Below are 20,023 nucleotides of genomic sequence, written 5' to 3'. Positions count from 1 at the left end.
CATCAGGATACCGGAGACTCCAAAACAGAAACGACCATAAATTCAATAAAGTATCCGCATGAATATCAATAGAGCACGGTGCATCGTAGTAATAACAGCCTTACTTTTTTTGGGGATTTTACCCGTAAGTTCAAATGGTCAATCATTTGAACTTGGGGTTGGGGCAGGACTAAACATGAGTTCACATGTCAACAAGTTTTTTTTTACTGATGGAGAAATTGATCTGCAATTTAACCCAAAGGTCACCGTCGGCTACCAAGGCGGAGTAATTATTCGAAGGAGTTTTACACAGTCTTTACGCCTGCAGGTAGAACCATCAATAATTCTATTGGGAGCAAATTATGATGATTCATTTACTTTACGAGGTTCAGAATTTGAAACTGACAGCAGAACGGAACTTCTCTACATTCAATTGCCCATCTTATTGCAGCTTTCTACCAAACCTCCAAGCAAGACAGTTTTTGGACGAAATTTCATAGCCACCACCTACCATATTTCAGGAGGATTCTATGGGGGATATCTGCCCTATGCTAAGTTCACAGGCACCAATACGGGTGCTCCAATTGGCATACCTTTCGAAGGTAATTTCTCTAATGATGTACTTTCTCAATATTCCGAATTCGACGGTGGTGCAATTTTGGGAGTCGGCGTTGAACACGGCAATAATAGTAAAGTTGGTTTTGAAATAAGAGCAATATATTCATTTATAGATTCTGGGGAAAAACCAGCCGGTTTCGAACCCCAAAATATGGCACTCACTTTTTCGGTGTACTACATGTTTTAAGATATTATTTATCAATTCAATTGATTTGCCTGTTTTGTTCAATAACGTCATAAGCTGTACCAAAACAATGCTGCGTATTCATATATACCCACTTTAAGATTTTCGATATTTCTCATTGATGGAAGGCCAAACCATTTATGTCTCCAACTTCCTTTCAGCCTATAATTTGTTGGAGATGCTAATGGGTCTAACCCAAAATTATTAAAACTATTTACTGCTCGTGGCATATGCGCTGCATTTGTAACTAGAATGATAGGGCTCGTATTACCATACTTCGTAGAATAAACCTCTGCCTCTTCATAAGTATTAACTGGGTCCTTTTGAAGCATCGTTTCCTTTTCAACAATACCAAGTGAAAGAGCCGTCTGAAGAAGCATTTCTGCCTGTGTAGTTTTCCCACTAGCTGAATACCCAGAAAATATGAGTACACTATTAGGTAGTTGTTGATGCAATCGAATTGCCTCATTCAATCTACCAAGAGCATTCTGAGACAACAGAGAGTTAGAAGGCAAGCGATCATCAAAGCCATGTCCCCCTCCTAAAATAAGAATATGATATTCAGCATTTCTGTTTATTAGATCTTTTACTTTTATAGGTTCATAGCGACTCTCCAGTGAGTCTAAAACTTGTGTTGGTATCAAAGGAGTTGAGATAATCAAAAACCATATACCAGTTATGATAATCGCCCACTTAAATAGCCGCTTTCGTTTTAGAAACCATGTTACTATTACAAGAAACAATAGCATCCAAAAAATATTAAATGGATCAATTAGGAATCTGGCAAGAGATATTAGCATAATTTTAAAATCAATAGTTTTAAAACCTTAAAGAATAACAAAACCAGTAGACGATACTATCTCCCATTCATACGGTATTACAGAAGATAGGTACTCCTTATTTTTTTAATTATTTGATCTTCTCCCCAACACTCTTCTTGCTTTATCAAGAAATTCTTTTGACTGTCCATTTTTTTTAAGGCTCCCATTGAAATTAAAACTTTCAGGTTTCTCGTATCGTAAGACTTCTCGTTGTAAGCGATAAAAAGGAGGGCCAAATTCATGCATCCTCGGCATTAAAGCTAATCTTGATGCACGTACTTTTTTAGTTAATCTTTGAAGCGCTTTTATTGCATTCTCTTGGCTACCAGAAATAACATCAAACATACCAACAGGACTTTTGTAAGGGGCCTCCGTAAAGTTTTGGGTCCAATAATATCGCCATCGACCTAGTTCATCGGGTTCAAAATTCACCTGCCAGCAATAATCACCGCAATATTCTGCCAAAATGCTATATTTTTTATCCGAAGGTGAAAGAAAAGTCCAAAGAACCTCCTGTTCTTCTGGAGGTGCTGTTCTGACCCAAGTTTCTCTAAAACCAGCCGTAAATAACTGTCCAATTTTTACAGGATTAAAATGTGCATCAATTCGGATTTCCACCCATGACCAATCTTCTATCTTTTTGGGAAAATAAATTGGGTGCCATTCTGATTTTATTGTTTCATTACCACCACGAATACTTATAGTTGGAATTTCTTCATTTGTTTTACTCAAAAAACTAATTGCTATATTATCTGCATCTTCAACCTGAATGCGTGGAAATACCAATGACCTGTTGTGTTCTAACAATATATCTTCTTTCCATTCAGTTTTTGCATTTACATCTTCCCAGTCTACAATGAGCTGAGGTCTTCTTGCCGTATTATGACTATCTCCATGATTACCTGAATAGAGATTAATCACAGAAAATGGAAGATCCTCATAATAGTCTGAAAGTTTTAACAAAAATAGCAATGGGTTACCACTATGAATTTGATCAGCCACATAAGAAGCAAGTTGATGTGATTCGAAAGTAATACTTGAATCACCTGGTTGATAGTAAGCGATTGCCAGCGGCGATATAGGTGTGTCAGCTTCAGAATGAGTATTTGATGAAAAACCAACACCAGGCAGTCCCCATTTTTTTACATCCTGACCAACTTCATTCCACCATACCTCTCCGTAATTAGCATCACTTATATTATTACGATCTATCCCCCCCTCTCCTGGGTCCCAATCTTTATGTACATTATATAGCAGAATTTCAAGCTTATGGTCTACTTCAAATTCGACTTCTATATCTAAATGAACGTTATGTACGTTAGCCCCTTCAGGTAACCACAGGTTAGTCCATCGTTGAAGAACACGATATAGCTCCCACTCTCCATTAGTTCGGCAAAAACTATTAGAAGCCCTTCCCAATCTTACATGTTTTTGTCCTGGTTGATTCCATGCATGGTAATATTTACCATCTAAAAATCCGCGAATGTCATTATCCTCCATCCCGTTGTAATTTGGTCCATTGACCCAAACATGTCGGTGTAGAATAGGGTTACTTTCTGATTTCTTTTCTGGATTTATTCTTTTCTCTTTAGTGCTTGTAGATATTAGAACTGAACCATTTAATGTTTCCGGTATTGCTTCCGTATCTTTTAAAAAAGCTTGCCATTCCATCTCTTTTTTTCTCACCCAGCGTGGGTAAATAAGTTTGTTAATATATTCCAGAAAAAACTTAAACGCTCTAAAACCCGCAATAAAATTTAGAAATGAATAAATCCTAGAACTCTTGCCTAATATTTTTCTTGCATATTGACCTAAATTAGCCATTGTAGCCTCCCTTTATGGGTGAATATTGTACTAATATAATTACTTACGTACGAAATTGAGGTTAATCACCTTATAACAAATTTGTGCAGAAGAGATATTTTTTTATGAGATCACTTTTGCCGGAATACCCGCTACCGTGGTGTAATTCCTCACATCAGTGATTACCATACTTTGCCCTCCCACTGTACTACCTGCACCAATTGTAATATCCTGCACAGTAGAAGATCCTATTCCTAATTCCACTCCCTCCTTTATGGCGGTGTGTCCACCCGTGTTGACACCAGGTGCAAAACTTGTATACCTTCCTACCTCTGTATGGTGGCCCAGAGAACAGTTCATGTTAATACACACAAAATCATTTATTTTACAACCATAATTAATTGCTGTTCCTGGGTACACCAAGCATCCCATACCAAGAGATATTTCTTTTGAAACCCAAGCATTTTTGTGAACAAAAGATGGAAAAACAAGCGTAGTGTTAGCCGTAATTATATCACCGATTCTTCGCTTTATATCCGGAAAAGCAATCCCAATTACAATTGCCTCCCCTTTCATTTTTAAAACATCACTGACAGGACCAATTACTTGGCTACCATACAGTTCTGCACCAATTTTTTGAGGATCATCATCAAAAAAACCTTCTACTTTGTATCTCTCTGAATATTCCTCCAGATTTAATGCTAAGTGAGCACCAACACTGCCTGCGCCAACGATATACAGTTTTTTTTTGTCCACTATTTGGTACCCTTAAATGGTTGCATAGTCTGTGAGTCAGACTGATTAATTCCTTCCCTCTTCAAAATCTTTAAAACAGTAAGACCCACTATTCTTACATCTAACAGAAAAGAAACATTATCAACGTAATAAAGATCAAGAGTAAACTTTTCTTCCCAGCTGATTGAATTTCTGCCATTAACCTGGGCCCAACCTGTAATACCGGGTTTGACCTCATGTCTCTGGTGTTGTTCATCAGAATATAACGGCAGGTATTTCATCAATAATGGCCTCGGACCGATCAAGCTCATATCCCCTTTTAATACATTTAACAGCTGGGGCAATTCATCCAGCGACAGTTTTCGAACCCATCTTCCAATTGTTGTAATCCGCTCTGAATTGGATAGTAAATTCCCTTTCTCATCTTTTTGATCAGTCATAGTCTTGAACTTTATTATATAAAAAGGCTTTTCTTTAAAACCCGGTCGCTTTTGATAATAGAATACCCCTCCCTTATTTTGAGCAAATAAAAAAAATGAAGTGATCAGCAGGATAGGCAAGCTCACGATTAACAGCAAAAGAGAGCCTATCAGATCAATAAACCGCTTTCCATATTTAGGATAAAACATGCTATTCTTTTTAATTATACTGCTTTAAAGCCGACTTCAACCCCTCTTTGGCCGGTAATTGCCATAAGAGCTTACACCAATCGTGGTTCCCTTCAATCAGACCGGGACCTTCCTTTGTAATAACCACATCCCAGCCAATCGATCTATTTTCTTTATGATGGAGTGCCGCATGCTTTACCATCTGCATAGTCTCCTCCCAAAAAGGAACTTGGAAACCCGGTATTTTCACACTAGTAACCGGGTGATACATCCGTTCATCTTTGGTAATATCACTATAGACTCCCGGTCCGCTTAAGCGCCCCGTGTCCTCATCGATGGGAGCAGCAAGATTACCGGCTGCCATGTTATCAACCGGCGAATTCACTGAAATTCGTAAGCGACAACCCAGTATTATGACTTCATCTCTATCATTAAGCTGAGTAAAAATTCGTACCGTATTAACCCCAGAGGGGGAAAGACGTTTTAGTTCTGGGTGTTGAACCAAAAACTCCTCAACCAGTGCATAATCATTTATTTCCATATACTTGATCAGACCCTCTCGGTTAAACTCCTCACATCTTCTTATTTCTATATCTAAGCCACACTTTCCCTCTTTAGGCTTAAATACCAACCTGCCAGACTTATTAGTGAGAATAGTTTCAGCAACCGCAGGCGAATTTTTGAGATCCTCCCTGTCAGCAACTGTATGAATTAAAAAGTCACCATAATTCTTATAAAACAATGTTTTGTCTTCAAGGATGTGGCGTCGGTTACGAGGATTCATTTTAAGCTGATATTCATACATATAACCCGTTCCAGCCCATAATTTTCTCTCTCCTTTAGACCGTTTATAAAAACGAAACTGAAAGTACTCAAGCACAGAAATATTATAGATAAAAACAGATTTCAACATGTCAACGACAATTGCAACTTTGGACTTCCCAGTCACCTTACTTGTATAGTCAAGAAATTGTAGAAACTCTGTTCTATTCAGCTGTTTAATATAATACCCCAGATATATGACTCTCTTTAATTTCATATCCAGCCTGTTTTATTTATCTCGGATATCTACTTATAACCTCTTACTATTTAGCAATTATCCAAGTTATTTAAAATTATAATACCGTATTATTACGTATTATCATTTGTATCACTATCATTCCGATACGATCAGTTCACCAAGTTCATTCGCTGCCATAAACTCTACTTCCGGCCAACGGTCTGTTATTCTTTTTAGCAGTTCATGTAGTGCCTTTACCCCCTTCTTGCGATTATCTTCGTTGATATGCCCACAAAAATTCACCCTATGTGAACTAATTACTGCAGGCCGATTCCAGCGGAAAGCTGCCTCAATTTGTTGCATAACATAGGATGGCCAATCAATATCATAGTTAGCTGATGGCTCAAAAACTACATTTCTAACAATTAGACAAAGGCCCTCATCATTCTTCTTTCCCGTATAGTTAAACTTTTTATCAAATTTTCCTTGCCCCTGATGCACACTTGAAATCATAGCCATATCTACAAAACGAATACCATGTTTTTTTAATGTTTTATGTAGAACAGGGTGAGCACTATAAACCGGCGGAGTAAAATTCTGAGCCCGAGTTCCAAATACATTTTCAAACTGAATAAGACCATCTTCCAGAATGCCATGGAAATGCTCATTTTCTTTAAATTGCCAAAAATCAAATGCAGCCATGGGCGAAATAAGCTTGTCTTCATTGCTTTTAATACTAGTGAAAGATCTATTCTTTAAGCAGGTCATTAGATCATGATCTTCAGCTTCTAGCTTTTCATTAAATAAGTTGACGTTCAGATGTTCTCTACCGTGGAACTGTGGAACCATCAACCCCTTTTCAATACCCTCTTTCCATAATTCCCAGCCCCCCTTGTAGGCAGACGCATCCGAAGTAGCCAATTTTTGATACGTTTCTGAAATAACTTCATAGTGGTATTCTTCGTAATTGGTCTCCGCTATTTTCTCAAAATTGATATTACATGGCACAGTATAAGCAGTAAAAACTGCATTCCGACCATTTTTATCGTTAACCGAGCTCAATGTTTCGTAAAGTATAGCCAGGTCCTGCTTTGTTTCCAGTGAATCGAAAGCATCAAACCGGTTATATGTCGGCAAACCTGCCATGTCCAGCTTTTGACGGGCTTCTTTTGAATGCAATCGTACATTTCCATAATCATCAACTGCAAATACTACGATCTTACGATCTGTACGCCAGCCTAATAGGTTTTTTGCATTTTGTAATAATATGTTTCTTGCATTCATAATCATTGTTGTTCTTTCACAACTTGCTGAATATTGATTAAATCAATAAAATTGATCAATAAGTCTGGCAAATAATTTCTCTTTACCGTTTAATCTATGGTATTCTGTATGCATTGGCTTTTCAGAAATAAATATTTCATCCTCCATACGTATTTTATTCCCAGCAACTAAATGCTTTGGGTAGAAAGGGCCTCGCCTATTCAATATTTTTTTATAATCAAATTTGTTATTTAGGATATAAGATATTTGTTCTTCAGGAGTAGCAACAATATCCTCATACTTTATTCTCTTGTACCTAACCCCTCTCGAAAAACCGATTGTTATTAAATTCTTAATAACCCAATTTAAAAAAACATAGGAAGTACTATTTGGAACTATTTCATGTTCAATCCCTTTCTTTAAATTCTTTTCAGCTCTTTTTTTATTTGAATTCAGTATATCACCAAAACGTCTTACTAAATGAACAACATGTAAATCAAAATTATTTTTTTTTAAGATCAATATATTAAGCGGTGATTTGGAAGAATCTATAATAATGTTCGAATTTGTAACCGAAAATATTGCATTATATAGCTCATAGGTATCATCAATGAAATAGTTAATTTTCTTTCTAGGGATAACTAATTTTACAATAGATGATATAATTTTTTTTAAGCTGGTTAAATATCTTTGTATTTCAATATATTCATCTAGCTTTAGATTTCGTTTCTTTTCCCATTCTTTGTAAATATTTGACCAAACTTCACATTCTGGAACTTTTTTTCCACATGAACAGTACTCTTGATTTTTAATTCCTTTTTGAGGGAAGAAAATAAGTTCTCCAGCACTGAAGGCATCTTTTTTTGCACCTAGAAGTATGTCTAAGAGTGTTGAACCTATAAAACCTTGACCAGATATATATATAATTGTCTTCTTACCCATTTTGAAAGTCTTTTCAATTAAAAGTTACTTTTCAATTGGTGACCGGCATCTAACTAGATTAAACGCTGTATCAAATTCATAACGCTGTAATAGCTTTGATAACTTGGGATAAACTGATTTTCTGTTTATCCACATCGATTTCATCTTGTATCTTTTCAAAAGTGTAGCTTTTTTTAGCTGCTCAAAATAGTAATCGGGATACTTCTCGGTATCCAATTCATAGGGATGCAAATATAGTGCCACCGGTCGTTCCTCTTGTATTTTCTCCAGGGCCATTTTAGTAACCCAATAGGGGAACAATCGCAGGTACCCACCCCCGCAAACCGGTATTTCTTTACCTAAAATGTTGACAGTACTCAACGGTATCTCAATCAGTTCCTTCCCGGAAGGGGTTATTATGGAATGTATGCCTTTTCGGAAACCAGCCCACCCATACCTAATTCCGTTAATAGGCATAATACTGCTATCATAGGTAAAGCCTACTTCAGCAATGACATCCAGTCCCCATTGAGTATCCGGGGAAATTGAAAATGCAGGAGCCCGATGCCCAAACACCTCTAGTCCAGAAATATCTTCAATTAACTTTTTCGCACTGCTCAACTCTTGAAATGCCTGTTCGGGTGTCATTTTATGAAATTGCAAGTGATTGTAACCATGTACTCCCAGCTCATGACCTTCTGTAGCTATCTTTTTAACCAGATTCGGAAATTTTTCAGCAACCTGTCCCAACACAAAGAATGTACCTTTCACCTGATGTTCAGCCAGTAATTCCAAGATCCTGTTAGTCAGTGATACCACCCGGGATGTTTGAGGTGAATTCACAGAAAAAGCATCACGCATGGCAATACTGATGCCATCCTCAACATCAACAGTAAATACAGATTTCGGTTTTTTATCCATAATAATCAGCTACTAACTATAAAATAGATCATCTTTATTCTGTTTAAGTAATTCTTTCTCCCCGTTTTTGACCATAACCACATTTTTAGCAATATCCATCAATGGTTTGTCTGAATAACTATCCGTAAAAAGAATATCTATTTCATCTATGCCCTGATTGTTTAGCCACTTCTTTTTTTGCTCTCCATACATATTGATATGAAGATCAGCAACTTGTGATGATGAATCGAACAGTAGCTCAGATCCTACTACCCGGTGATTTGGAAACAATGGTTTTAGATAGGTTTGATAAGAAGCAGACATAATGACCACTTTTTCAGGCGGATATCTACCAAAGTCATCCCGATATACCTCATTCAATTTAATTTTCGTTGAATAATCGCTTGCCACCTTTTCCAATTTCTCTCTTTTTAACCCACGTAAAAAAAGCTTAATACCCAACCGCTTTAACTCAGTATTCGTTATAACATTCAATTTCGTCAATAGGGCAAACAGGTATAACAGTGGCAGCTTAAGACAATATAGCAGTTTAACTGTGGATGCCTCTTTATAAAAGCCAAGTACGGTATCCTTTTCAGTCATGGTTTTATCAAAATCAAAGACAATTAGTTGATCATTCATGGAAATATTTTTTTAAAAAAACGACTAATTGAATTCCCGTTAAACGTAAAGTACAGGAGATAAAGGAGGGCAGCACCCCAGCCGCTGTATGTGAAATTGATATAACAGGTTTTGTCATTTTGGATATTGAAAAAATCGGTTAATCCCAGTCTCCCTTTTAAAAAGCTGACTATCTCAAATGGGAAAAACCAGCGAATATACCTATCCGTAGCCACCCTTTTCTTTCGTAATGGTTTGCCTTGACAAAGGCGTACGTAATTAATGAGCATAGAAGAATTACAAAACTCTGAAAGCATTACGGACCCCCACAGTCGAGGATTTAACTCTATAATTTTCCACTCCTTGCTATTTTGATCAAACATAAATTCAATCATCGCAAAACCGCTCCAATTCAATTTCTTTAATACCTTTGTCCCTATCGATTTTAACTCCTCATTTAAATCGGCTTTGGAAAACACAGTAACACCGCCATTTTCAGGAAAGGTTCTGATCCTAAAATGTCCATGATACACATGTACTTTCCCTTTTTCGCTCAAAAAGAACCCACCGTGTATATTTTGACTGCTCTCTATCTTTTCCTGTATCAAATAGGAATCATAATTGATGTCATCCAAAAGATGGATCTGGTCTTTCGTTTCAACATACTTCATCCCCATTGATCCGGCACCAATTTTCTTTTTGGCAACTACGGGATTAAATGAAGCAGCGAGCTCTTCCACTCCCATCTTATCGTACGACCTCGGGACCGGCAGCCTATTCATTTCACAAAATTGTTGAAACTCATCCTTATTTCTTGTCAGTTCAAATACTTCTTTCTCAGGCAACAGGTAAGATATATTGGTTGAAGGCCTCTCTTTCACATAATCATAAAAATGCAAGGTCGCCTTTTCTGAAATCGCCATATAATACAGCTTTTCCCCTTTGTAGCGGTTTAATACCTTTTCAAAATCGGCTCTGAAATTTTCATACATCTCACAATCCAAGCGATTGACTTTCTGCCTATATACCAACGACAAGTACAGCGTTTTGCCGGGCTTGGAAAATAAAATAGTCTCCAACCCGTACTCTCTCTTAAGAATGTTTATCACATCAAAGGCTTGACGGGATCCCGCATGTGTAATGATAACTTTCATAATTTTTCCAATTCTTTTTGCAGTTCAGCTACTCTTGTACCCGCTATTTCTTCAAAAAACGCTATCATCTCCCCATAAACCGAATTTGAATCTCCTTTCTCTTTCGTAAGTGCTATCGCATTCTGTTTGTACAGCTGAAGCTGATCCCTGTTATAGAGGAAGTACTCAATATTTTTTACCAGCTTCTTATAATCACCATTCATATTATTTAGCCCTACATTATTTTCAGAAATTATATCAGCCATTTCACTCTGCAACGAATTTAAAATGGGCAGTCCGGCACTTAAATAACTGAATAACTTATAGGTAACGGTCTGGGTAAAATTATTTTTGTGTTGAATTAACCCGAGATCCGATAAAAAGTATTGCCTAATCAATTCTTCGTCTGATATCCATCCCAGGTATTGTAGATTTCCCAGTTTCTTCTGATACTCTTCAACAATTTCTGACTGAGGCCCAACACCCGCCACGATGAACTCTGTTTGGCCAGGGTGTTTTTTATCCATTATTTCAGACGCTTTTACGATCGCTGGGATGTCATAGGAACTGCCCAGACTTCCCACATAAATAATCCTCAAAACTTCCTCATTCCTGCTTTCAGTCTTTTTAAAATCTTCTATTTTTGATTGAATCGCCTCTAAGTCTTGGGCTGGGTAAAAACATTTTGTTTGTCTAATTGTTTTACACTGAGATTTAGCCCAATCTAAGTACCCGTTGGAAATTGATGTTACAGCATCAGCATTCCTAAAGACTCCTCTTACCCTATTATAAAAAGGCTGGATAAAAACACGACTTAGCGGTTTTAAGGCATTTGGAACATCTTTGATAAATGAATCTGGCCAAGGATCTATAATATCAACGACTATAGGAATATCATTCTCACTTGCCCATTCTACTACCCTGGCTGCAGAAACAATAGGTGGCATACTAATGAAAATGATATCCGGCTTGTGACGTCCTGCTAGTGAGTCAATGAGTTGTTGGGCAAAATCACGATGGGCAAAAATTCTCTTGATTGATATATTCTTTTTATATCCCTTAGATCGTATATATTCAACGCTATAACCGGGCTCGATAGGGAGCGTTGTATCTTTATTAAACCGCTGTTTCTTAGAAGTATGCCTGAACGTACTTGTAAAATGCGTAACCTGATGCCCTCCCTTAATCGCAGCATTTGCAATCTGTATAAATCGGAGGTTCCCTACGTTATCATAAGGGGTGGGATCAAATAATGAGATAGTCCAAATATTCATTTCAAAGCGTGTTTTTTAACCAATGTTTTTTCGTAGAGATTTACGTAATCGTAATATCTCTCTTTCTTGTCATAATGAGTTATCGCTCGATTTCTACAAGCTTCACGGTATCTTTCTGATTTGCTGCATACCACTTTAATAGCCTCAAGTAGCTTCTTTAAATTGCCTTTCTCTACAACCATACCCGTATCCTCATCGATAGATTCTGGGCTTCCGCCGGTATCAAAGGTAATTACAGGAGTACCGCATGCAAGTGCCTCAAGGTTGGTAGTTGGAAAATTATCTACGAGTGTAGGATTTACAAAAACATCTGCAACACTGTAAAAGGATACCAGTTCTTCCAGGCTTTCTGTTCGCTGAATTCCTATTATATTCTCCGGCAATCGGTTAATTTCAACTTCGGGTAAGCCAACCAGAATTATTTTAAAACTATCATCTAATTTTTTGCTTAGTTCAAGAAAGTACTTTAACCCCTTTCTTCGATCCCATACACTGGCTACGCCCAAAAGCACCTTTTTGCCAAATAGGTTATAGCGGTTATTAATATTATCCGCATTAGTAGGCCAAAATTTTTCAAGATCAATACCATTATTTATAACTTCGACTGCATACCCCCCCAGAAATGACTGTTTCACCAACGTAGCCAACCATTGGCTTGGCGTAATAATTGTCAGATCTTGTATCCCATTGAATAACTTTTTTTTGTGATAAAAATTTCTCCTCGATTGATCCATAAACCAGCTGGCAGGGTATTTATCAGATAAAGGACAATTCCGGCATTCTGTTTTCCATTTTTCGCAGGAGACATAATCAAAAAAGCTACAATGCCCGGTAAAAGGCCAACAATCATGTAGCGTCCAAACCACAGGTTTTTGTACTTCTTTCAAATAGTTGAACAGCCCTTCTACATTCAGATAATACCCATGTAAGTTATGAAGACCTATTACATCAGGACTAATCTCCTTTAACTTTCTTAAAAAAGCTTGTGTGGTTCTTTTAGATCCAAACCCATGACGATCGAAGAGCCTTGTTTTTAAGGCGTGAGCATACTCATCATACTTGTTCCCAAGGTGAATGAGATTAGAGGTGCTCCCCCCTGGCCCCACCTTTTTAGAAGCAATAAAACTCTCATGACCCTGTTTTTGAAGGGCCTGTCCTATTTCTTCAGCAATTCTCCCAGTACTGGTAGTATTGACTGAACTATTTATTTGAAGGATCTTCATAACATTTTAAGGATAAATGAATAGTACTGCTCCCCAATTGTTTTAGTAGAATATTGTTCTACTTTTTCTCTAGAATGTTTTCCCATCTTTAATCGAAGGTGCTCATCATCTAACAGGTGCTGTAATTTTTTTGAATACTGATCATCATCAAATAGCGGGATTAAAAAACCATTTTTCCCATCATCAATTAAATCGGAGGGACCAGCCACACAATCATAAGCGATCACTGGCAAACCGGCCGACATGGCCTCGCCAATCACATTAGGAAACCCTTCAGAGCTAGATGTAAAGGCAAATATCTTACTTTTCTTATAGTATAATTCTATATCAGAAACCGTGCCTGTAAATTCTACATTTCCTTTAATATTCAAATCGCCAGCTAATTTTTTAAGCCTCTGCATACCTTGCTGTTTTAGTGCATCTCCTCCTACGATAACAAGCTTCCAATCCGAAGAAGATATTTTGTCAAAAATCTTAATCAGTCTATCGTGATGTTTTGTCTTGATGAGTCTTCCAACAGTTAATACAATATTCTCCTTATTGTGTGATTTACAATTCGGAGTAACTTTAAAAATAGGATTCCCAATTACCTTTATATTTTTGTTTAATTTTTGTCTGCGGTAAATATCTTTTGCCCTCGAGGTCTGTGCTACCATTCCTGCAGCGGATGGATACAACCATTTCCGCAAGATGTCTTGAAATATACCCAGAGATTTATCTGGCTTACATCGGTCTGAAATTACAATCGGTATATTTACACCAAGCAAAGAAAGTAGCACAAAATTGTTCCAGTACTCCCCAAAACTAAGTATCGCGTCCGGTTGTAATTCTTTTACTTTCATTCGTACAAAATATATCGTTTTAAGCGTACTGATTGTTCTGTTTGTACTTTTAAAGTCGAATGATGGCCTGTGAATTTTTATACCATTCGGTATGGAGAAAAAGATATCTCGCTTTTTTCCATACAGTATTAAATGGACTTCTATCCCTCTTCTTTGTGCAAAGTATTTCGCTAATTCCGACATTACTCTCTCCATCCCTCCCGACTGTAATGATGGAATGACTAAGCAAATTTTTCTCATAGTTTTTTAAAAACAATTTGGGATAAGCCAATAAATATCGACCCAAAAACACGTAAATCATCACTAATACTTATTACAAGAGTTGTGCCATTTTTTAGCTTATGAGTTAAGCCGTACTAAGACACCTCCCCTTAGCCAATCCAGCTAAATTGGGTTATTTTTAGTCAACGGTTTGAGTAAATATTACTCTATATGTTCATAGCCCACTTTTATTGCACTCTCTGTTTTTATGCCCAGAAAATGGGATACCAAGATCTTATCCTATTCCCTCTGTTGCTATTTTTAATACGAGGTCATCAAGCTCTGAAGAGAGATAGAATTCTTGTTTTCTATTTGCATTATAAATCTCCCTATCACGTAAGTAGCTTTTGACATTATCATGGTAATCAAGGTTTAGAAATTCTAAAAGGTTTTTCATCTCCCTATCACTGTTTTTAATAAAGTCTTCATACTGTAATACATATATATTTTTTTCGATGTTGAGTTTTTGTCTTTCAAGCTGAAATACTTCATGTACCTTATAATATTGGATGGCAGCTATAAGCTCGGCTTGCCCATTCCAGTTTTTTATTTCTTTCAACTCTTTACTCGAATATACATCCCCTTTCCACCACAATTCATGTTTGCGGTCTTGAAAAAAATCTATGTTCAAAAGGGACCTGATATTGGGTAACGGACTTCTCTTTATCCAAACAAACTTTGCATCGGGAAAAATACTGTGTAAATATTCTAACCGCGAAGGCCCTGTTATTTTAAATGAAAACCTTTCACGTTTTTGGTATTTGACAATATTACTGCATACCTCACGAATAGCATTTCTATTTTCTGTTTCTGTCATCTCCCAAAAGAAACTCCTTCCGAACTCTCTTTTTGTTACCCAATTCCAAAATGAATATGACTCACTTGGTAAAAATAAGAACTTAAAAAAAAAGGAAACTAGGTGGGCATTGTTAGGCTTTTTTATTCTCCACAAAGAATTATCTTGAATATTTCTAAGTACGTTTATTGATCGGTATTGGGGAAGCTTGTCTTGATAATTGGAAACCCATGCTAATTTGGGGTGCCTGAAAACAATATTGGAAATGATTGTGGTACCTGACCTACCAAATCCAAAAAAAATAATTGGTGATTTCAGATTGTCTGGCATAAGTGGTTAACTGGTTATATTACAGTTTCGATATCTCTCATATCTTGGTAATCGCATATCATCATCTTTTAACTATATGCCACAAGAGCTATGCCAAATTTTAAAAGTCTCACTATTTAGTAGGCGTTATTCTATATACTAGTTGCAAATTGGCAAGAACTTCACTTGGTTAATTTTCACCTAAAAATTATTCCCACTAATACTAATTGTTTGTAACACCGGGCTGCTTACTTCTTTCATACAGCTGGTAGCATTACTGCTGAACCTATTGTTATTCATGTATACCCTTCGCAGGTTATCACTTTTGTTGAGCATATTCCATAAATCACAGGGTATACGTCCCGTTAAATCATTGTCATTCAACCGCCAGTTTCGCATATCATAGTACCAGCCATACCCATCTTGGGGGATATCGCCACTAAAGTTATTCCAGCCCAGCGCGACAATCTTAACACCTTGATCAATTTGCGTAAGTTGCGGATCAAGCGAACCACTTAAGTTATTTCCATTCAGCACGATACTTCTGATGGACGGCAAGTTATTGAACCCATGAAGAGTACCTGTAAAATTATTCCATTGCCCCGACAGGGTGATTAGTTGAGTAAAATTACCGTTATTCCAATATTTAGGCCAATCTCCCCCTAATTCATTCTTGCTAAGTACAAACTGCCTTAACCCTGTAGCATTGCTAAAATCAGGGAGCGTTCCAGTAAAACTGTTTTGGTTGGATGTTTGACTCGAAGAGCCTATCGTGAAATAAGTCAATTTCGTAAGATTAGACATAGAAGACGGCAGATCGCCTGTCATATTATTTTCTGCCATATAAAAGTGACGCAAGTTCCTAAGGTTTCCAACCTTGGAATCAATTCCATGCGTCACATTGTAATTATGACTCATATACAACCCTTCTAAAGAGGTAATATCATATACCTCTGATGGAATCTGCGATATGCCTGAACCCGAAAGCTCAAAGCGGGTTAGGTTTTGTAGATTTCCAATTGTTGAGGGTAAACTTGTAAAGTGATTAGTAGATTCATTCCGTTTGCCTTGATGATAAGGCTTGGTAAGATCCTGTGGGGGCTCTTTCGGACCTGTTGAATCATTATCTTTGGTTTTGCCTTCAAGAAGCAACCACTCCAAGCTCACCATATTTCCTAGCTCCGAAGGAATGTCGCCTGTTAGTTGGTTCTTCTTTAAATTCAGGTACTTCACCTTCGTCAGGTTTCCAATGGAGGCCGGCAGGCTACCCTGCAGCCCGTTATCCCACAGGTCCAGGCGGACCACGCGACCGTTGGCATCTACCTGTACTCCGTACCAAGAATCAGAGGGATCACCGCTGCCCCAACCGGAATTGTCAACCCAATTATCGCCGTCCGTCGCATTATACAAATCCATCAAGGCCTGGCGATCACCTGTTACACCACTTTTATTCTGGCCAAACACTATAGCACTTAGGCTCATTAAAAGAACCAACAAAACACCGATCTGAAGTTTCATAGTTTTATGACATAGTTGGGTTAACTGATAAATACATCAAAAACAATACCACACTACGAAAAATTTAGCTGGGCTTCTTAAATATTATAAAATAAAAAGCCGGAATTGCATGACGACAATTCCGGCTCAAATGGGGGTAGAATACAATTCTACCGTCTGTATATTAGACTTTTAAAAATATGTTGATTAGAAATTATTATCACTGACATTTATCGTTTGTAACACCGGGCTGCTTACTTCTTCCATACAGCTGGTAGCATTACTGTCAAACTCGCTATTATTCATGTATACCCTTCGCAGGTTATCACTTTTGTTGAGCATATTCCATAAATCACAGGGTATACGTCCCGTTAAATCATTGTCATTCAACCGCCAGTTTCGCATATCATAGTACCAGCCATACCCATCTTGGGGGATATCGCCACTAAAGTTATTCCAGCCCAGCGCGACAATCTTAACACCTTGATCAATTTGCGTAAGTTGCGGATCAAGCGAACCACTTAAGTTATTTCCATTCAGCACGATACTTCTGATGGACGGCAAGTTATTGAACCCATGAAGAGTACCTGTAAAATTATTCCATTGCCCCGACAGGGTGATTAGTTGAGTAAAATTACCGTTATTCCAATATTTAGGCCAATCTCCCCCTAATTCATTCTTGCTAAGTACAAACTGCCTTAACCCTGTAGCATTGCTAAAATCAGGGAGCGTTCCAGTAAAACTGTTTTGGTTGGATGTTTGACTCGAAGAGCCTATCGTGAAATAAGTCAATTTCGTAAGATTAGACATAGAAGACGGCAGATCGCCTGTCATATTATTTTCTGCCATATAAAAGTGACGCAAGTTCCTAAGGTTTCCAACCTTGGAATCAATTCCATGCGTCACATTGTAATTATGACTCATATACAACCCTTCTAAAGAGGTAATATCATATACCTCTGATGGAATCTGCGATATGCCTGAACCCGAAAGCTCAAAGCGGGTTAGGTTTTGTAGATTTCCAATTGTTGAGGGTAAACTTGTAAAGTGATTAGTAGATTCATTCCGTTTGCCTTGATGATAAGGCTTGGTAAGATCCTGTGGGGGCTCTTTCGGACCTGTTGAATCATTATCTTTGGTTTTGCCTTCAAGAAGCAACCACTCCAAGCTCACCATATTTCCTAGCTCCGAAGGAATGTCGCCTGTTAGTTGGTTCTTCTTTAAATTCAGGTACTTCACCTTCGTCAGGTTTCCAATGGAGGCCGGCAGGCTACCCTGCAGCCCGTTATCCCACAGGTCCAGGCGGACCACGCGACCGTTGGCATCTACCTGTACTCCGTACCAAGAATCAGAGGGATCACCGCTGCCCCAACCGGAATTGTCAACCCAATTATCGCCGTCCGTCGCATTATACAAATCCATCAAGGCCTGGCGATCACCTGTTACACCACCAGATGATGATGATTCAGTGGTAAAATCATAAGTTGTTGACCATTCACCGTTAACACCATCTTTAACTGCTCGAACTCTCCAATAATGAATTGTTCCTGAATTCAGAGTAGAGGAAGGAGTATAAGTATTTCCAGTAACCTGCGTTTCTATAGCCATCTGATTATCATAACTTACATGTAGCTCATAGTAATCGGCACCAGTAACAGATTGCCATTCAAAAGTGGGCTGTACTGAAACACCTGTGGCACCATCAGTTGGCGTAACTAAAGTTGGAGCAGGCAAGGGCTCAGTGGATGATTCGGTAGTAAAGGTGTATGTAGTAGACCAATTCCCGGTATCACCGTCACCGTCCGACTGAACTCTCCAGTAATACTGTTGTCCACTTTTTAATCCGTTTGCTGCATAAGTGGTATCAGCTATGAGTTTATCAATCGTTGTAGTAGCAAAATCACTGGTTTCAGCAAGTTGTAGCTGATAATCACTTATTCCTGATAATGATTCCCATTTAAAAGAGGGAGATGTAGATACGCCTGTTGCTCCATCAGTTGGAGACAATAAGTTAACAACAGCTGTAGATGAAGACATCTCAACAGTAAAAGACCAGTTATTGGACCATTCACCGCTACCGTCATCCACTACCGGAAGTACACGCCAGTGATATTCCTTGCCATCACTAAGTTCGGGAGTTTTTATTGATGTTTTATCAATTACCGAGTCTTTAACAATAGAGGTGAAATCTGAATTAGTAGAAATCTGATATTCATATGTAGAAGTAGCAGCCACAGACTCCCATTCTAGTTGAGGGCTTTGAGTTGAAACTACTGATCCATCATCAGGTGAAGTAAGATTTACAGTAATAGTTGTACTGCTTCCTGTGGTAAACTGCCAAGTATTAGACCAATTTCCCACCTTTTTAGTTTTTTTATTATTGCCAACATGTTTTACAGCATGTACTCTCCAATAATAAGTTGTTTCTTCGGAAAGTGATGTTAAGGTATGCGTGGTATCATTAACAATTGTATCTGCATAGGTTGAAGTAAAGTTGGATGATTTTGATACCTGAAGGTTATATTCATCAGCATTAGATATTTTTTCCCAGAATAATTGGACTGTTGTACCCTGAACATCATCATTCTGGGAAGGTGCAGAAAGTTCAGGCTTAATTTGTGTATTTGAAGATTCCGAATTTATAGTTGTTGGTGTTTTCTTACATTGAACGAAGGCAGCAAGCATAACAATAGCCGTCGCCAGGTATATTATAGACGTTTTCATATCTGTAGATATTTGGGGTAATTAGATCGTAAGAATTTATTTTTCTTACTACTGGATCTTTTTCTTAAATTTTTTGTAATAAATCGAAAGACTTTTTTCTTTCTTTTTATTGTAAGTCCAGTAAATGCAAATGTGTGGTAGATATTACTACAAAGTTATCATACCTATCATTACAATGATTGTTCCGCTAGATCCCCTAAAACCCCCACATTTTATTAGGGTTTTCTAATGTTTTGAATCGCATAGGTTTAGTGTGATAAAAAAAACAAGAGACCGAGAAAAGAGATGGGAATAAGTAGAAAAAAACTATCCGAAGAGGAAATTTTTGTTCGAGAAAGGAAACAGGTTCAATAATCTAGTGATTATTAAATCAACAATGACTACAATAGAATAGCAGCATACTACAATAAATAAGCTTGTATTATTGTTTAAATAACAATTATGAAAAAAGCTAAGCGAATATTAATTGCAGATAATAAGACAATAAATTCAACCAATAGTATATACCTAT

At 37.5% G+C, this 20,023-nt stretch carries 17 protein-coding genes; 1 reads left to right on the top strand and 16 read right to left on the bottom strand.

Annotated features, from left to right (window positions below; genetic code table 11):
- Positions 1-58: 58 nt before the first annotated feature.
- Positions 59-784 carry a porin family protein gene (locus FCN14_RS02250; RefSeq protein ID WP_138429467.1) on the top strand — a complete coding sequence of 242 codons (726 nt, stop codon included), beginning with the start codon at positions 59-61 and terminating at the stop codon, positions 782-784.
- Positions 785-831: 47 nt separating this feature from the next.
- On the opposite strand, the gene FCN14_RS02245 is transcribed toward FCN14_RS02250, so the two are convergent.
- The 16 genes from FCN14_RS02245 to FCN14_RS02170 form a co-directional block, all read right to left on the bottom strand.
- Positions 832-1,425: a YdcF family protein gene (locus FCN14_RS02245; RefSeq protein ID WP_171032779.1), complete on the bottom strand. Its 594-nt coding sequence runs from the start codon at positions 1,423-1,425 to the stop codon at positions 832-834.
- Between the two features lie 261 nt (positions 1,426-1,686).
- On the bottom strand, positions 1,687-3,426 hold the full coding sequence (locus FCN14_RS02240) for a hypothetical protein (protein ID WP_138429465.1): 1,740 nt from the start codon (positions 3,424-3,426) through the stop codon (positions 1,687-1,689).
- Between the two features lie 102 nt (positions 3,427-3,528).
- A complete protein-coding gene (locus FCN14_RS02235) occupies positions 3,529-4,161 on the bottom strand; it encodes an LbetaH domain-containing protein (protein WP_138429464.1) in 633 nt (210 codons plus the stop codon).
- Positions 4,161-4,769, bottom strand: a complete 609-nt coding sequence (locus FCN14_RS02230) for a sugar transferase (protein WP_138429463.1) — start codon at positions 4,767-4,769, stop codon at positions 4,161-4,163. The genes FCN14_RS02235 and FCN14_RS02230 overlap by 1 nt, the downstream gene beginning before the upstream one ends.
- Positions 4,770-4,779: 10 nt before the next feature.
- On the bottom strand, positions 4,780-5,787 hold the full coding sequence (locus FCN14_RS02225; protein WP_138429462.1) for a sugar-transfer associated ATP-grasp domain-containing protein: 1,008 nt from the start codon (positions 5,785-5,787) through the stop codon (positions 4,780-4,782).
- A gap of 117 nt (positions 5,788-5,904) precedes the next feature.
- A complete protein-coding gene (locus FCN14_RS02220; RefSeq protein WP_138429461.1) occupies positions 5,905-7,032 on the bottom strand; it encodes a hypothetical protein in 1,128 nt (375 codons plus the stop codon).
- Between the two features lie 42 nt (positions 7,033-7,074).
- Positions 7,075-7,953, bottom strand: coding sequence for a hypothetical protein (locus FCN14_RS02215; protein WP_138429460.1), 879 nt, complete (start codon positions 7,951-7,953; stop codon positions 7,075-7,077).
- A gap of 24 nt (positions 7,954-7,977) precedes the next feature.
- A complete protein-coding gene (locus tag FCN14_RS02210; RefSeq protein WP_138429459.1) occupies positions 7,978-8,853 on the bottom strand; it encodes a DUF3473 domain-containing protein in 876 nt (291 codons plus the stop codon).
- 12 nt (positions 8,854-8,865) lie between these two features.
- A complete protein-coding gene (locus FCN14_RS02205) occupies positions 8,866-9,474 on the bottom strand; it encodes a haloacid dehalogenase-like hydrolase (protein WP_138429458.1) in 609 nt (202 codons plus the stop codon).
- Positions 9,471-10,607: an ATP-grasp domain-containing protein gene (locus FCN14_RS02200; protein WP_138429457.1), complete on the bottom strand. Its 1,137-nt coding sequence runs from the start codon at positions 10,605-10,607 to the stop codon at positions 9,471-9,473. The genes FCN14_RS02205 and FCN14_RS02200 overlap by 4 nt, the downstream gene beginning before the upstream one ends.
- Positions 10,604-11,860 carry a glycosyltransferase family 4 protein gene (locus FCN14_RS02195; RefSeq protein WP_138429456.1) on the bottom strand — a complete coding sequence of 419 codons (1,257 nt, stop codon included), beginning with the start codon at positions 11,858-11,860 and terminating at the stop codon, positions 10,604-10,606. The genes FCN14_RS02200 and FCN14_RS02195 overlap by 4 nt, the downstream gene beginning before the upstream one ends.
- Positions 11,857-13,083: a glycosyltransferase gene (locus FCN14_RS02190; protein WP_138429455.1), complete on the bottom strand. Its 1,227-nt coding sequence runs from the start codon at positions 13,081-13,083 to the stop codon at positions 11,857-11,859. The genes FCN14_RS02195 and FCN14_RS02190 overlap by 4 nt, the downstream gene beginning before the upstream one ends.
- Entirely contained in the window at positions 13,080-14,120 is a 1,041-nt protein-coding gene (locus tag FCN14_RS02185) for a glycosyltransferase (RefSeq protein ID WP_281280650.1), read from the bottom strand. Before FCN14_RS02185 ends, FCN14_RS02190 begins: the two co-directional genes overlap by 4 nt.
- Positions 14,121-14,421: 301 nt before the next feature.
- Positions 14,422-15,312: a sulfotransferase family protein gene (locus tag FCN14_RS02180; RefSeq protein ID WP_138429453.1), complete on the bottom strand. Its 891-nt coding sequence runs from the start codon at positions 15,310-15,312 to the stop codon at positions 14,422-14,424.
- Between the two features lie 180 nt (positions 15,313-15,492).
- Positions 15,493-16,809: a leucine-rich repeat domain-containing protein gene (locus FCN14_RS02175; RefSeq protein WP_138429452.1), complete on the bottom strand. Its 1,317-nt coding sequence runs from the start codon at positions 16,807-16,809 to the stop codon at positions 15,493-15,495.
- 186 nt (positions 16,810-16,995) lie between these two features.
- Positions 16,996-19,512, bottom strand: a complete 2,517-nt coding sequence (locus FCN14_RS02170) for a leucine-rich repeat domain-containing protein (protein ID WP_138429451.1) — start codon at positions 19,510-19,512, stop codon at positions 16,996-16,998.
- Positions 19,513-20,023: the final 511 nt, after the last annotated feature.

The sequence above is a fragment of the Fodinibius saliphilus genome, from assembly GCF_005869845.1.
Classification (GTDB): Bacteria; Bacteroidota; Rhodothermia; order Balneolales; family Balneolaceae; genus Fodinibius; species Fodinibius saliphilus.
Note: the sequence above shows the minus strand (reverse complement) of the source record. Positions and strands in the feature narration are given on the sequence as shown.